This window comes from Parapedobacter defluvii, assembly GCF_014642075.1.
GTDB classification, from domain to species: Bacteria; Bacteroidota; Bacteroidia; order Sphingobacteriales; family Sphingobacteriaceae; genus Parapedobacter; species Parapedobacter defluvii.
Map to the genome: position 1 here is coordinate 91015 of NZ_BMIK01000018.1, position 14407 is coordinate 105421.

A 14407-nucleotide genomic window follows, 5' to 3' on the forward strand; every position below is an offset into this window, starting at 1 on the left:
AAATTAAGAAATGGATAGAAACTCAATCACCGGCCTCGTTTTAATATTCGTCATCATTGCGGGCTCCTTTTATTTAATGAAGCCCTCAGACGAAGAAATTAAACGCGAGCGTCAATTGCAGGATTCGCTTGCCAAGGCAAGGGCAGGCGTTGAAACCCTAAAAACCGACACCGTCACGGAAGTTACCCCGGTGCTTGACTCCGCACTATTAAGCAGTCCGTTCGGCCGGGCTACCGTTGGCGAAGAAAAGATACTTACCCTTGAAAACGAGCATATCCGCGCCAGCATCAGCACGAAAGGCGGACGCGTGAAGTCCGTTGAACTCAAGGATCAGAAAACGTACGATGGCCAGCCGCTGATGCTTTTCGAAGGTGATCACAACAAATTTGGGTTGTTTTTCTCGGCCGCAGGAAAAAACATCATCACCAACGATCTGTTTTTTTCTACGGAAGGCTATGATGTGCAGGTGGCAGGTCAAGATTCGGCTTCCGTTACATTCCGGTTAACTTATGCGCCTGATAAGTACATTGATTACATTTACTCTATAAAAGGAGGAGATCACAACCTTGGCTTCACCATCGTTACTAAAGGTATGCAGGATGTGGTGGCCCCCACAGAAAACCAACTGGTGCTCAATTGGGAGGCCTCTCTTTTCCAAAAAGAAAAGGATATGAAAAGCGAACGCCAACGTTCGACCCTGTATTATGCACTCACCGATGGAGAGGTAGACCATTTGAACACTGCGAAGGATGACGAGGAAGAAGTGAAGGACAAAATAGAATGGATATCTTTCAAACAGCATTTCTTCTCCAATGTATTGATATCAGACCAGGGTTTCAACGGAGGCAAGATTGACGTATATACCAGCACCGACGATCGCATTGTCAAGCTGTTTTCGGCAAATCTGCACCTTGATTTCAATCGGCAGGATATCAACACCTACCCTATGCATTTTTTCTTTGGCCCCAATCAATACAAGGTGCTCAAAGCACACGGATACGGTTTAGAGAAACAGATCGACATGGGCTGGGGTCCCATGAAATGGATCAACCGCTTCATCACTATTCCGGTATTCAACTTTTTAGACAGCTTCAATTGGAGCTATGGATTGGTTATCCTGATCCTGACCGTTATGCTGAAATTGGTATTGTCTCCGCTTACCTATCGCTCCTATGTATCCATGGCCAAAATGCGGGTACTCAAACCGGAGATGGATCAGATCAAAGAAAAAGTGGGACAGGACAATCCGACGTTGCTACAGCAGGAATATCTTAAACTATACAAACAAGCGGGTGTGAACCCGTTGGGTGGATGTATTCCCCTTCTTCTTCAAATGCCTTTTACCATTGCTTTCTTTTTCTTTTTCCCGAATCTTTTTGAATTACGCGGAGAAAGTTTCCTTTGGGTAAAAGACCTTTCGACATACGACTCGCCCATTACGTTCTCTCCCCTGCCGCTTATTGGCATGGATCACATCAGTTTAATGTGTATTCTCATGACGGTAGCAACCCTGTTGTCCACCTGGTATAACAACAGTATTTCAGGGGCTGCAAACGCGCAGATGAAGTATATCGGTTATTTTATGCCGCTTATATTTCTTTTCGTGCTGAACAGCTTTCCAGCGGGGCTAAACTATTATTATTTCCTCTCCACTGTCATTACATTCGGCCAGCAGGTGGTTATCCGCAATATGATCAACGACGACAAGATCTTGGCTATCATCGAGGCAAACAAGAAAAAGCCCGGATCAGAGAAGAAAAAATCAAAATTCCAACAACGCATGGAAGAATACATGCGCCAGCAACAAGCACAGGGAAAAGGGAAAAAATAAGTTATACAAACGCGCTGAATCCGGTAATTGACCGGCCGACAATCAGCGAATTGATCTCTTTAGTCCCTTCGTAAGAATAAATGGCTTCGGCATCGGCCAGGAAACGAGCTACATCGTATTCAAGGAGGATGCCGTTGCCTCCCATTACTTCCCGCGCCCGGCTTACGATATCGCGCGTACGGAGGGTACAAAACACCTTGGCCAATGAAGCATGTTCGTCACGCAGCATGCCCGCATCCTGCAGCTCTGAAAGCCGATATACCAGCGTCTGCATGGCCGTAAGGTTAGAGAGCATTTCAACGAGATGGTTTTGAATCAGCTGAAAAGACGAAATCGGTTTGCCGAATTGCTTACGTTTTCGTGTATAGTCCAGTGCATTCTCATATGCGCCCCGCGCACAACCCACAGCCATCCATGCCACTCCTGCCCGGGTTAATTGCAAGACCTTGGCCGTATCTTTGAATGAATTGGCGTTTTGCAAGCGGTCACTTTCTCCCACAACGCAGTCCGTCAACGTAATGAGCCCGTTCTGGACAATGCGCAGAGCCATTTTACCTTTGATCTTTTCCACTTCAAAACCTGGTGTACCTTTCCGCACCAGAAATCCCTTTACCTCTCCATCCGTCAAATCCTTGGCCCAGATTACCGTTACGTCAGCAAAAGGTGCGTTACCGATCCATTTTTTTTGTCCATTCAATACCCAGCCGGTTTCCGTCCTTTTCGCCGTTACGGTCAATCCTCCGGCTGCTCCCGAGCCAACTTCAGGCTCGGTAAGGCCAAAAGCGCCGATCAGCTTCATCTGTTGCATTGCGGGCAACCACTCCTGTTTCTGCGCATCCGACCCACAGAGGTAAATTGAGCCCATAGCCAATCCGCTTTGTACGCCAAAGAATGTAGCTACTGACGCGTCGATCCGTGCAATTTCCATCGCAATAATTCCTTCCATGAGGGATGACCTACCTGCACAACCGTATCCATTATAGGTCAGTCCACAGATATCCAGCTTTGCAAGCATCGGGATGATTTCAAACGGGAACTCATCCCGGAGCCAATAATGGTTAACCAAGGGTCTTATTTCACGCTCCATGAAATCTCGCACCTTCAATTGAAGCGCCCGGTCTTCTTCGCTCAGCCGGAGATGCAGCTCATAAAAATCTCCATTGATCGGTGGAAGTTCTCTTTTGGGTTTACCTCCATCCAGCATCTTCATCAGTCCATTGAGCTGTTTTTCATCCAGTTTCGAAAACGATTCCATCACCTTGGGCAGGTCTACTTTTCGCGACAATTTGTCCAGCTGTTCGAAATCAATTGTTTTGAACAATTGATACGCTTTTTTGATTTTTGAAAACATGTTCTTTTCGATTTCTGTTTTTTATTTTTCGCAAAGATCGCTGAGGTATTTACGTGCTGCGTGGCCACATATATTCCGGTCTTTGAACTACCTAACCAAACTACGTCTGTATTATTCCTACATTGAACGGTTTTTCAATGGGCGATTGATTAGCGGCTTCTATACCCATGGAAATCACTTTCCGTGTTTCCAGTGGGTCAATGATGCCATCCACCCAAAGCCTAGCTGCTGCATAGTAGGGAGTAGTCTGCTCGTTGTAACGTGTTGCGATCTCTTTAAGCAGTTCCTCCTCTTTACCGCTAACTTCTTGGCCTTTTGCCCGCAGCGACGCCGTTTGGATTTGCATCAGTGTTTTCGCAGCCTGCGCACCCCCCATTACGGCAATCTTGGCAGAAGGCCATGCGAAGATCAGTCTGGGGTCATACGCCTTACCACACATCGCGTAGTTACCCGCTCCATAAGAATTACCTATTATCACGGTGATTTTGGGTACTATAGAGTTAGCCACCGCATTCACCATCTTTGCCCCGTCTTTAATGATGCCCCCCTGTTCGGCACGGCTGCCTACCATAAAGCCTGTCACGTCGTGCAGAAACACCAGCGGGATTTTCTTTTGGTTGCAGTTCATGATAAACCTTGCCGCTTTATCCGCTGCGTCCGAATAGATTACTCCGCCAAGTTGCATCTCCCCTTTCCCATTCTTCACTAGGTTACGTTGGTTGGCTACAATTCCTACCGCCCAACCATCCACCCGCCCTAAGCCACAGACAATACTCTGTCCGTACAGGGCTTTATATTCCTCAAATTCCGAATCATCCAGCAACCGGTGGATAATTTCCTTCATGTCATACGGTTTCTCTCTTGACGATGGCAAAATCCCATAGATTTGCCGCTCGTCCAACTTGGGTGCTGCCGGCTTTATACGGTCAAAACCCGCGTCTTTAGGTTTTCCCAACATCCCCATAATATTCCGGATGGAGTCCAGACATGTTTTATCATCCGGCTGCTTATAGTCAGTAACACCCGAAATTTCGCAATGGGTGCCAGCTCCTCCGAGTGTCTCGTTATCTACGGTTTCGCCGATGGCCGATTTAACCAGGTATGAACCTGCCAGAAAGACCGATCCGGTACCTTCCACAATCATGGCTTCATCACTCATGATGGGCAGATAAGCTCCCCCTGCTACGCATGCTCCCATAATGGCGGCTATCTGCACAATACCTTCACTGCTCATCCGTGCATTGTTGCGAAAGACACGTCCGAAATGCTCTTTGTCTGGGAAAATTTCATCCTGCATAGGCAGAAACACGCCTGCTGAATCCACTAAATAAATAATCGGCAATCGGTTTTCCATGGCGATTTCCTGAGCGCGAAGGCTTTTTTTTGCCGTCATCGGAAACCAGGCTCCCGCTTTCACCGTCGCGTCATTCGCTACTACTACACACTGTCTACCCGCCACATATCCAATACCCGTAATCACGCCCGCCGATGGGCATCCACCGTATTCAGCATACATACCTTCGGCCGCCAAGGCACCAATCTCCAACCAAGGCCTATTTTCATCCAACAAATAAGCAATTCGCTCACGGGCTAACAGTTTGCCTTTGGCATGTTGCTTTTCCGCAGCTTCTCCCCCACCTCCGCTATAAACCTTCTTCAACTGCTTCCTTAATTCGGAAACGGCCCGCTTGTTTAGGTCCTCATTTTGATTGAATTCGAGGTCTGCCATGGTTCACAAGATACGGCATTCCTTGGTTTCTTGCAAGCTTGATGAAATAACGTACCGTTGGATATCGAACTTATATGAATTGATTTGCGAACCTGTCATGAATCAAAATTTTAACTTTTTTTATTTTTTTGGGTTACCTTTCCAAAGCCCGCGTATTAATGAGTAAAATAAACAAATTTGTTTTAACCAAAAAAGGAAATTAACGATGAAAAACGTATTTAAATTCGGTTTTTTAGGCTTAGTTCTTTCGGTAGCGATTGCAGCTTGTAACAACACTGCTTCTCAAAGCGAAGAAACTGCTGATTCTTTGACAAACGAAATCGAATCACAAGTTGACTCAGTTACGGATTCGATCGATTCCATCGGTTCCCGTGCAATCGATTCATTGGATTCGTTGGCTCAATAATCATTACGATTAGTGCTTAAAAAGCCAAATTGAAAAATTTTTAAAAAAAGGGTACCTCACTAGGTACCTTTTTTTATTCCTCAAACCCTTCGTCCACGATCAATTTATAACCAATCCCCCGGATATTCACAATTTCAATAGCATCGTCCTTTTTTAGATGCTTGCGGAGTTTGGTAATGAACACATCCATGCTCCGGGCATTAAAGAAACTATCGCCCCCCCAAAGGAAATCCAACGCCGTCTTCCGGTCGAGCACCTGGTTTTTGTGCTCCATCAGCATTTTGAGCAAAGCCGATTCCCGGAAGGAAAGCTTAACCACGTCGTCCCCAAGAGCAAGTTCCTGCAAGGCGTTATTGAATAGATAGTTGCCGATCACAAATTGCTCCTTGGTGGAGGCCTTCGATTTTGCGGTTCGATTCAGTAATGCGTTCATCCGCGCAATCAACTCCTCCATGCTAAATGGCTTTTTCAGGTAGTCATTGCCACCAAGTTCAAAACCTTTCACCACGTCTTCGGTCAGCGATTTGGCAGTAAGAAAAATAATGGGAACGCGATCATTGAGCTTGCGGATATCTTCTGTAAGTGCATACCCATCCTTGACGGGCATCATGACATCCAAAATGCAGATTGCCGGATCAAAAGTCCGGAACGCCGAATAGGCCTTAAGCCCATCCTGCACCCACAGTACGTCAAAATTACGCGATTCGAGACTTTCTTTTACGATCTTTCCCAAAAAGGGCTCATCTTCTGCCAATAATACTTTAAGCTTCCCCACCTGCTGCATGATTAATCAATTGGTTCCCTGTAAAAACCCATCCGTTGGCAAAACAATGGTAAATGTGCTTCCCGTCCCAACGGTGCTTTTTACATCTATATTGCCGCGATGCTTTTTGACGATGGTTGCCACATACCCCAAGCCCAAACCAAAACCCTTGGCATTATGAATATTGCCCGTAGGCACGCGAAAAAAATTCTCAAATATCCGTGCCAGGTAGGTGGATGGGATACCTACTCCGTTATCCCTGACCGTCAATCGTACCTGACGGCTATCCGTAATTCCACAGAAAATTTCGATTTCCGGTATTTTATCGGTATATTTCAAGCTGTTATCAATCAAGTTATACACTACGTTGGCCATGTGGGTGCGGTCTACGTTAGCCTCCACACCACCCTCGGTGTTAATGTTTACTTTGGCCTCCCTTTTTTCCCATTGTGGCCGCATGTTTTCCACCACATCTGCTACCATTTTACCGATGTCTGTCTTCTGTAATGACAATTTAATATCAAGCCGCTCAAATGCAGCCATCTTCAATACTTTTTCCACCATCACTGAGATACGGTTCAATTCATTTCGGCAAATGTCGAGGTATTCCCTTGTCTGTTCCGGCTTTTTCATCACGTCGAAATGCTGAAGCGCCTCCACAGCCAATGACACCGTGGCGATGGGTGTTTTGAATTCATGTGTCATGTTGTTGATAAAATCCGTTTTGATATCGGATAGCCTTTTCTGCTGAAAAATGGTACGCAACATGACTACGTAAGCCCAAGCGGTAATTCCAACGATTGCCAATGAAGCCATAAGCACCCAAAGCATGTTTTTCAGGATATAGCCCATATCATTTGCGATGGCCAGGGTTAATCGATAGGGTTTCGCCACGCCGATCTTTGCGTTTCTATCGGCTTTCCGTAATTGCCCGTTAAAAACCTTTCGGTCAGAGACATAAGTATCGCCACCGCCGTTGAAGTTGCTCAGCTTAAAAGCATAGGTAGAACCGATTCCTGCCTCTTGCAGCAACGAATCGATCTCTTGCACAAGGGGGGTGCTGAATTCCGCAAACTCACTTTCCGTATAATCATAGTTGGTATTAACCGTAAACACCTGTTTGCCGGCTCCCACATCCATAAACTTCGTATCGCCTACCCGCTTTCTGATTTTCATCAAGCTATCCGCTTTACCGTGCTGGGTGATATTCAAAGAATCCGCCAGCATGGCAACCATCATTTTCGATTCGGTAATGATTCGTCGGTCTTTGGGAAGCTCGTGAGTTGGTTTGATTGGCGGCAAGTGTGGCCCTGTCAACAGAAAGTCCACCATCCTCGCCAGCCTTGCGGTATCGTTCTTACCCGTGCTGTCGACAAAAAATCCCATGCTTTCGATCTCTGCTAACGCGTGACCATGTTCAAGCCGCTTCAACACGTCGAGCACTTCTTTTTCGAACTGCTGCGTGGAAAGCCGGTAGGAATTATACAGCCAATACCCTTGCAATAGCAGGATACCCGCCAATGAACAGGATACCATGATTGCAATAAGCCGAATACGTCGAGCTATCATTATACAAAGCTATAAAACCTGACAGGTTTTGCACCTAGCAGATTCCCAAATATAACACCGCTTAACAAACGTTAACAGTATTTAACACTCGATCCCTTCCTTAACATTGCTTAACACTAAAAACGACGTTTAGCTCTCCGGCCCGCCTACTTTTGTCTTCGAAAGTTCCATTAAAAAGTTAACATTATGGCTATAAGAAAAATTTCAGTGGCTGCGATCCTGGCAGGAAGCTCGATCTTCTGCCATTCGTTCTCCTCGACAGCGCAGGAGAGCGATGTCGCCCTGGCCCACGTCAAGTACCAGTTCGTACATATTGACGATACCAATTTCCGCGACAATCCCCACCGGGAGGATATGATGCTCTATATCGGCAAAGACATCACCCTGTACAACAGCTTCTCACTTGCCACTACCTTGGCGAAAATGAAAAAGGACATGGCGGAAAAGCAACCGGGCGATGCTAAAAAAGCAGGCGCCCCGAACGGCCGCAATCAACCCCGGCTTTTCGTCAATGCGCCCAACATTTCCCATGAAATTCTTTACCTATTTCCCAAAGAAAACAGGCTTGCTACGGTAAACAGGTTGGGTATGACCACGTATATCATTGAACAGACATACCCGCAGATCGACTGGCAAATCGGCACAGAAGTTAAGGAGATCGGTGGTTACCAGTGTCAACAGGCAACCGGTAGCTTCGGTGGCCGCGATTATATCGCTTGGTTCACCACTGAACTGCCGTTTCCCTACGGTCCGTGGAAACTACATGGATTACCGGGACTCATCCTCGAAGCGGAAGACGGTAAAAAAGAAGTAGCGTTCCATTATGCCGGTTTCGACAAGGAACCCCCAACGGCTACCGTTCTTGCGCTTCCACAAGACGCAATACCCGCTACGGCCAAAGAATACGCGAAAGCGAAAGCTGCATTTGATAAGAACCCGATGGGAAATGCACTGCGTGGCCACAATGCACCGGCAGGTGCAAATGTACAGCGAAAGATCGTCCTGAAAGACCAAAGCGGGCGGGAACTGTCGCCCGAAGAATTCACTGCGATGCGCGAAATGGCTATGCGGGAAGGAAAAATCAAAAAACCGAACAACCCACTGGAACTGGTGGACAACGATCGCGGAACACGATGAAATCCAGTAACATCAGGAACGTATTCTTACTCCTATTCCTGTCATTTTCGTCCGTTGCCGTTTTAGCACAGAACCGCGAGATCCGGGGCACATTAAAAACCGCAGACGGCAAACCGGTGGCCCATGCCAGCGTAATGATCAAAAACCAACAGCAGCGGGTGCTGGCGTTTAACGCTAGCGACAGCCAAGGCTCGTTTTTGCTGACATGGCCTGACACGACGGATGCCACCGGGCTCCGCGTAGAAATTAACCACCTGGGTTATAAGAAGGTATCCATACCGCTGATCGCCGACCGGGAACGCTATGAAATACCCATGGAAGCGGAGGCCATCGACCTTGCCGAAGTAGTGGTCAAGAGCCGTCCAAAGGTCAGTTCGCGGGGCGACACGTTAAGTTATGATGTCTCTTCGTTCACCAAACCCGAAGATCGTACCATCGGCGACGTGCTGAAACGGATGCCCGGTGTAGAAGTCGAAGAAAACGGCCAGATCAAATACAATGGCAAAGCGATCTCCAACTTTTATGTAGACGGAGATGACTTACTGGACGACAAATATGCCATTGGCACGAAAACCATTCCCCATGCCATGGTTAAGGATGTGGAGATTATGCAAAACCACCAGCCACTAAAAGTCCTCCAGGGGAAAACCCTCAGTGAAAACGTCGCGCTCAACCTTACCATCAAGGATGAGGCTAGGTTGGCCCTTACGGGCCAGGCGAAACTCGGCGGGGGACTTCCCGGACAGTATGACGGCGAACTGAACACGATTTTATTCAACAAAGCCTATAAAATGCTGAATGTTGGCAAAGCCAACAACGTTGGCACCGACCTCGCGCCCGATTTTACCGCTTTCAACCGCACCGGTCGGTTGGCCGATATGGGATATGCGAAACCGGCTGAATTGCTCTCGTCCGGTACCGTAGGCACCCCCCCGCTGCCTACTAGCCGGTATTATCAGAACCGTTCAGGTTCGTTGAACGCCAACAACCTCGTAAACCTGGATAATGGGCTGCAACTGAAAGCCAACGTCGGACTGTTGCTGGACAACAACAACCTGAATTATTACAGCGCCAATGATAGCTATCTCACTGGCGATACGATTCGGTACAGCGAGATCCAACAAATTGACCGGAGTCCATTCCTGATCGATGTGTCGCTCAACGCACAGGTCAATAAAGGTACCTATTACCTCAACAATGCGCTTAAAATCGGTTACTCGGGCGAAACAGGCAATGCCGCACTGACCAGCAACGCCCGTGATATGGATCAGCAGCTCAGCAGTCGCGTGCGCGACTTTTCCAACCAGCTGGAGTACGTACCGTCCCTTCGCAATGGAAACATCCTAAGCACCAATTGGTACGTGGGCCATTTCAACCGTCCGCAAACACTGGACATCCTGCCGGGCATCAACGCCGATGCCCTCAATGACGGACAGCCTTACGAGGGAATATATCAGTATACTGCCATTCCATCGTGGTTCAACACGCTGGCCGTCGGCTACCGGATTCCCAACGGGCGGATCATGCAAGGGTATCGACTCAGCATGCTCAATGAGTGGCAACAACTTCGCTCGCAGCTTCGCCTGACACAACCTTCGGGCGAACAGCTTGCTTATTCAGGCAGTACAGACAACTACCTGGATTGGCAGCGGCACCATGCCCAGTTTACTGCTACCTATGAACTTCAGGAAGGCAACTGGGAAACCCTGCTTTCACTTCCGTTCACATGGCAGCACATCACCTACGAAGATCCCGGTTTCCAGCTTGACGAAACTAACAAATGGTTGTTGTTCACACCTATGTTCCGCGCAAAATACCTGACTACCCCGGAGGATTACCTATCTTTCAACTACAGCTTCAACAACCATTTGGGCGATATAAGCGACCTTTACCAAGGTGCCATCCTTACCAACTACCGTAGCTTGCAAACAAACGGCACGGTTTTGCCGGAACAACGGTCACACAACCTATCGTTGAACTACAACCTGCAGCGCAATATTTCCATGTTATTCGTCAATGCAGGCATCAGCTATACCCATGCCAACGCCAATACGATTGCCTCCCGCGTGCTCACCGATGATCTTTCGAGCATCGTGCTGCTTCCTTTCGAAAACGAGGTAAGCAGTTTCAATGCCAGCGCAGGCATCAGCAAATACCTGTTTGCCTTGGGCGCAACGGCTGGTTTAAAAACGACATGGGGCACCACGCGCTTCAACCAACTTGTGAATGGCAAACTCCTGCCGTATGACAATGTATCGTTCAGCATCACGCCCGATTTCGAGGCCCGGTTGTGGGATCGCATCAGCCTGAATTACAAAGCCACAGGCACTTGGACAACCAGCAAGCTGGCCGACGGTGGGGTTGGCAACATACCTGATAGGCAGATCCGGCGATATGACCAATCCATGAGTCTTCTGTATTCACCCTTTGCCCACACATTCCTGCGGCTCAGCGGCCGCCATCAACACACCAGCCAGGCACAGCTAGCAGACATCCGCTACTTTTTTGTCGATGCCAATGTGCGGTATAAATTGGATAAGTGGAATGCGGATATTGAACTCGATCTGACGAATCTGGCAAACATTACGGAATACGAAACCTACAGCCTTTCGGCCAATCAAGCGGGATATAGTGTGTATGACCTGCGCGGCCGGATGGCGGTATTGAAGCTGACGTTCAATTTATAAGGGTAACGGCTTATTATTTTACTTCGGTAATCCGTATTTCCGGATTCACTTTTTGCAAGGCTCCGACGAACGCAACGTTGCTATCCGGCGAGAAATAAATCTCATCATACCGATTATATTTCAAAATCAATCCTCTGCGGGCGGTTGCGGGTCTAAACCCCGACCACATCGTTTCACCGATGACCACCTCCCGGATAGACGACACGGCGATCTTTCCACGAAAAGGACCACTCCGGTAGTAAACAAAAGAATGATCAATCGTATAATGTGTACCAAACCACATCCAACCGATAAAACCAATGGTCACCGACATCACCAACAAGCCAAAAACCCGACCATTCCAAGCCTGATTCGTGTTGAATAACTCTGTGACAACCGTAACCAGCAATGCGAGCAGTGGCACCCAAATCACGATCCCCAACAGCAAATCTTTACGGCTTTTGAAAAGTTTCCGGTCCACACCCAAAGATAAACAAACTGGTACATTTTTCCCTACATTTGCCTATCAGGTTCATCATAATCATTCGAACACCATGGCACGTGAACAAATCGCCCCAAGATGGAAGTCCTTTCGAAATTACCTTACGATCGCCGGAATCGCCCTGCTTGTTATCGCCGCAGGGATGATTTGGTGGAATTACTACTATGTATTCGGCGAAGGGGTCAAATCCGGCCAGCTGAATTATGTGGTCAAAAAAGGCAACATCTTCAAGACTTATGAAGGAAAACTGATACAGGTGGGGCTAAGATCAGCTTCTATCGGTACTATCCAATCCAATGAATTCGAATTCTCCGTAGAAAATGACAGTATCGCCAATGTGTTGATGCTCAATAGCGGCAAGACATTTGACCTGCATTACCGGGAATACAAACATGCGATTCCCTGGCGTGGCTTCAGTGTGTTCGTTGTGGACAGCATCATTGAGATGCGCCCGTAAGCTAGTTGGTTAATTCCGAAGGGCCAGCTTACAAAATGTGTTGCTGTAACCCCGATATTCCACTCCCTTCAAATTGGGGTTACTAACACCCAGCTACTACCGAAGGTAGCACCTAGAACAGTTGTATATACCTTTCAAATTGGAATCGGCAACGATATTTTATCCAAGGAAGAAAACCAATTTACATTACATGTACCTTATTGTTTTCGCAGTCAAGACTCTTGGTGCAAATAAAAAAGTATTCAGTGAGTGTCAACGTGACCTCACCCTACGGCTGTACAAGCAGCCTCTAAAATTTCGAATACGAAAGCTTAACGACACCTAATCCCATAATGGTTCTTGGCGACTATCAAATAAATACAGGAGTATAATTTTCGAGTCGGTAACATCGTAAACTAAGGACGTTTATTTGGAAATAACGCACCTTTTGTATCTCGAGTTTATAGGTATAGCCTGAAACAGATAAGGGTAAGTCTGGATTTTTTCAACCACATCGTCAAGTTGATTCAGAAATCGATCCACATATCGGTCGCCCCAATCGCGTTCGATTATCGAAACTACGGCTGATAAGGTTTCTTTGTAGGTTTCGGTATATTCGGTTTTCTTAATCAAGAACCGGTACTAACTACCTAATATTTCACGATGGGATTTAAACTTGTGCAGTCGCCCCTCAGCAACGTCTGCTTCCGCCCGCTGTAGCAACATCTGTTCTTTTTCACTGACTTCCTTCACAGGCTCCTGTGCATCGTAAGCAATATCCATAGCTTCCAAAATGGTCTTTATGGCTGCCCACTTTTTTTTGCTGTCAATATGTAGGGTCACCTGTGTCATGCGAGTCACGTTTAAAACAAAGATACCGATGAATATCTCTTTTCAAAATACCTTTCAAATTGGAGTTTGTAACACCATATTCTGTAGATTTGATAATTGAATAAATGTTGTATATACCTTTCAAATTGGGGTTTTTAACACCCGTTTACTTTCGAGTTTCTTGGGTTCAGAGGTTGCATACACCTTTCAAATTGGAGTTTGTAACACTCTGATGAAGATTTAGAAAAAGCATCCATCGGTTGTATAGGTCTGTAACAGCGAAAAAGTTTTTTCAGAACCGACCGCATTGTAGCATCTTAAAGCACAGAACAAACCCTTGATTTTTCCAATCGAGGCTCTGTTGTATAAAAAGTATTCAGTGATGCCAACCTGACCTCACCCTGCGGCTGTATACAGCCTCTAAGATTTCAAAGAGTACATTGGATACTTGCCAAATCTGAGCGAATTTTATTATCTTTGAATTATGACAACGTTCAACCTATCGGTTCCCGAAGATAAAACCTCTTTTTTTCTTGAGGTGCTGGAACTTATAGGTGCCACCTATGAAGCTAAAGAGCGTGAATTTCAACTAACCGAAGAACAAAAGAACTTTCTTTTACGACAAAACGATGTTCCTATTGAGGATTGCCTCCCAGCAATGGATTTATACGAAAGCCTAAAAGGGAAATATGGGCTATAGTGTCCTCATCACTCCTGAAGCCGGCAAACAGGTTGAACAGGCGGTTGAGTATTACAGTGAACATGTCTCAAAAAAAGTTGCATTAGATTTTCTCAAAGATTATCGGCGAGCCATTTCTGAGATTGTGAAAGTACGATACTTTCAGGTATTTTATTTGAATTTCAGAGCTCGGCTAATGAAAAAATTTCCTTATCTGGTGTTTTACACCCTGGATGAAGAACGAAAGCTTATTGATGTATGAAAACGATGCATACTCGTTGCATATACCGTCATCGAGGTCTGTGATACCCGCCTTTTTGTGAAGAAAGCCGAACCGATGAGTTGTATATACCTTTCAAATAGTGATTTGAAACAACGAACGAAAACCCATAGAACACAAACCGCAAGATTGCTTATACCTTCTAAGGGTCTGTAAAATGAACTGTGTCAAGGGGTGTTTCCCAGCCCCGCGGGGCTGGGAAACACCCCTTGTGCTTACTGCAAATC

General features: G+C 46.6%; 13 protein-coding genes. 7 read left to right on the forward strand and 6 right to left on the reverse strand.

Annotation, left to right across the window (positions count from 1 at the left end):
* Positions 1 to 10 precede the first annotated feature (10 nt).
* Positions 11 to 1831: a membrane protein insertase YidC gene (yidC, locus tag IEX60_RS19680; RefSeq protein ID WP_188753120.1), complete on the forward strand. Its 1821-nt coding sequence runs from the start codon at positions 11 to 13 to the stop codon at positions 1829 to 1831.
* Position 1832: 1 nt separating this feature from the next.
* Here the strand turns inward: yidC and IEX60_RS19685 are convergent, their stop codons facing one another.
* Positions 1833 to 3182, reverse strand: a complete 1350-nt coding sequence (locus tag IEX60_RS19685) for an acyl-CoA dehydrogenase family protein (RefSeq protein WP_188753121.1) — start codon at positions 3180 to 3182, stop codon at positions 1833 to 1835.
* A gap of 100 nt (positions 3183 to 3282) precedes the next feature.
* The gene (locus tag IEX60_RS19690; protein ID WP_188753122.1) at positions 3283 to 4911 is read right to left on the reverse strand and encodes an acyl-CoA carboxylase subunit beta; all 1629 of its coding nucleotides are present in this window, start codon (positions 4909 to 4911) and stop codon (positions 3283 to 3285) included.
* A gap of 205 nt (positions 4912 to 5116) precedes the next feature.
* Between IEX60_RS19690 and IEX60_RS19695 the strand changes: the two genes are divergently transcribed.
* Positions 5117 to 5317, forward strand: a complete 201-nt coding sequence (locus IEX60_RS19695; protein WP_188753123.1) for a hypothetical protein — start codon at positions 5117 to 5119, stop codon at positions 5315 to 5317.
* A 73-nt stretch (positions 5318 to 5390) separates the two neighbouring features.
* On the opposite strand, the gene IEX60_RS19700 is transcribed toward IEX60_RS19695, so the two are convergent.
* Together IEX60_RS19700 and IEX60_RS19705 are read right to left on the reverse strand one after the other, a co-directional pair.
* Positions 5391 to 6092, reverse strand: coding sequence for a response regulator transcription factor (locus IEX60_RS19700; RefSeq protein WP_188753124.1), 702 nt, complete (start codon positions 6090 to 6092; stop codon positions 5391 to 5393).
* A 15-nt stretch (positions 6093 to 6107) separates the two neighbouring features.
* On the reverse strand, positions 6108 to 7649 hold the full coding sequence (locus tag IEX60_RS19705) for a sensor histidine kinase (protein WP_188753125.1): 1542 nt from the start codon (positions 7647 to 7649) through the stop codon (positions 6108 to 6110).
* Positions 7650 to 7835: 186 nt separating this feature from the next.
* Here IEX60_RS19705 and IEX60_RS19710 point away from each other — a divergent pair, with 186 nt between their 5' ends.
* Both IEX60_RS19710 and IEX60_RS19715 read left to right on the forward strand, forming a co-directional pair.
* Positions 7836 to 8786, forward strand: a complete 951-nt coding sequence (locus IEX60_RS19710; protein ID WP_188753126.1) for a GLPGLI family protein — start codon at positions 7836 to 7838, stop codon at positions 8784 to 8786.
* On the forward strand, positions 8783 to 11473 hold the full coding sequence (locus tag IEX60_RS19715; RefSeq protein WP_188753127.1) for a TonB-dependent receptor: 2691 nt from the start codon (positions 8783 to 8785) through the stop codon (positions 11471 to 11473). Before IEX60_RS19710 ends, IEX60_RS19715 begins: the two co-directional genes overlap by 4 nt.
* 13 nt (positions 11474 to 11486) lie before the next feature.
* On the opposite strand, the gene IEX60_RS19720 is transcribed toward IEX60_RS19715, so the two are convergent.
* On the reverse strand, positions 11487 to 11933 hold the full coding sequence (locus IEX60_RS19720) for a PH domain-containing protein (protein WP_143073012.1): 447 nt from the start codon (positions 11931 to 11933) through the stop codon (positions 11487 to 11489).
* A 73-nt stretch (positions 11934 to 12006) separates the two neighbouring features.
* On the opposite strand from IEX60_RS19720, the gene IEX60_RS19725 reads away from it, so the two are divergent.
* Entirely contained in the window at positions 12007 to 12411 is a 405-nt protein-coding gene (locus IEX60_RS19725) for a hypothetical protein (protein WP_229717662.1), read from the forward strand.
* A gap of 621 nt (positions 12412 to 13032) precedes the next feature.
* Here the strand turns inward: IEX60_RS19725 and IEX60_RS19730 are convergent.
* A complete protein-coding gene (locus tag IEX60_RS19730) occupies positions 13033 to 13242 on the reverse strand; it encodes a hypothetical protein (protein ID WP_090631975.1) in 210 nt (69 codons plus the stop codon).
* 463 nt (positions 13243 to 13705) lie between these two features.
* On the opposite strand from IEX60_RS19730, the gene IEX60_RS19735 reads away from it, so the two are divergent.
* Positions 13706 to 13921, forward strand: coding sequence for a hypothetical protein (locus tag IEX60_RS19735; RefSeq protein ID WP_090631973.1), 216 nt, complete (start codon positions 13706 to 13708; stop codon positions 13919 to 13921).
* Positions 13911 to 14162, forward strand: coding sequence for a hypothetical protein (locus IEX60_RS19740; RefSeq protein WP_188753128.1), 252 nt, complete (start codon positions 13911 to 13913; stop codon positions 14160 to 14162). Before IEX60_RS19735 ends, IEX60_RS19740 begins: the two co-directional genes overlap by 11 nt.
* Positions 14163 to 14407 lie beyond the last annotated feature (245 nt).

Excerpts from the sequence above, each read along its gene's own strand:
- yidC (WP_188753120.1), top strand. The coding sequence starts at position 11 with ATGGATAGAAACTCAATCACCGGCCTCGTTTTAATATTCGTCATCATT.
- IEX60_RS19685 (WP_188753121.1), bottom strand. The coding sequence starts at position 3,182 with ATGTTTTCAAAAATCAAAAAAGCGTATCAATTGTTCAAAACAATTGAT.
- IEX60_RS19690 (WP_188753122.1), bottom strand. The coding sequence starts at position 4,911 with ATGGCAGACCTCGAATTCAATCAAAATGAGGACCTAAACAAGCGGGCC.
- IEX60_RS19695 (WP_188753123.1), top strand. The coding sequence starts at position 5,117 with ATGAAAAACGTATTTAAATTCGGTTTTTTAGGCTTAGTTCTTTCGGTA.
- IEX60_RS19705 (WP_188753125.1), bottom strand. The coding sequence starts at position 7,649 with ATGATAGCTCGACGTATTCGGCTTATTGCAATCATGGTATCCTGTTCA.
- IEX60_RS19710 (WP_188753126.1), top strand. The coding sequence starts at position 7,836 with ATGGCTATAAGAAAAATTTCAGTGGCTGCGATCCTGGCAGGAAGCTCG.
- IEX60_RS19715 (WP_188753127.1), top strand. The coding sequence starts at position 8,783 with ATGAAATCCAGTAACATCAGGAACGTATTCTTACTCCTATTCCTGTCA.
- IEX60_RS19725 (WP_229717662.1), top strand. The coding sequence starts at position 12,007 with ATGGCACGTGAACAAATCGCCCCAAGATGGAAGTCCTTTCGAAATTAC.
- IEX60_RS19730 (WP_090631975.1), bottom strand. The coding sequence starts at position 13,242 with ATGACACAGGTGACCCTACATATTGACAGCAAAAAAAAGTGGGCAGCC.
- IEX60_RS19735 (WP_090631973.1), top strand. The coding sequence starts at position 13,706 with ATGACAACGTTCAACCTATCGGTTCCCGAAGATAAAACCTCTTTTTTT.
- IEX60_RS19740 (WP_188753128.1), top strand. The coding sequence starts at position 13,911 with ATGGGCTATAGTGTCCTCATCACTCCTGAAGCCGGCAAACAGGTTGAA.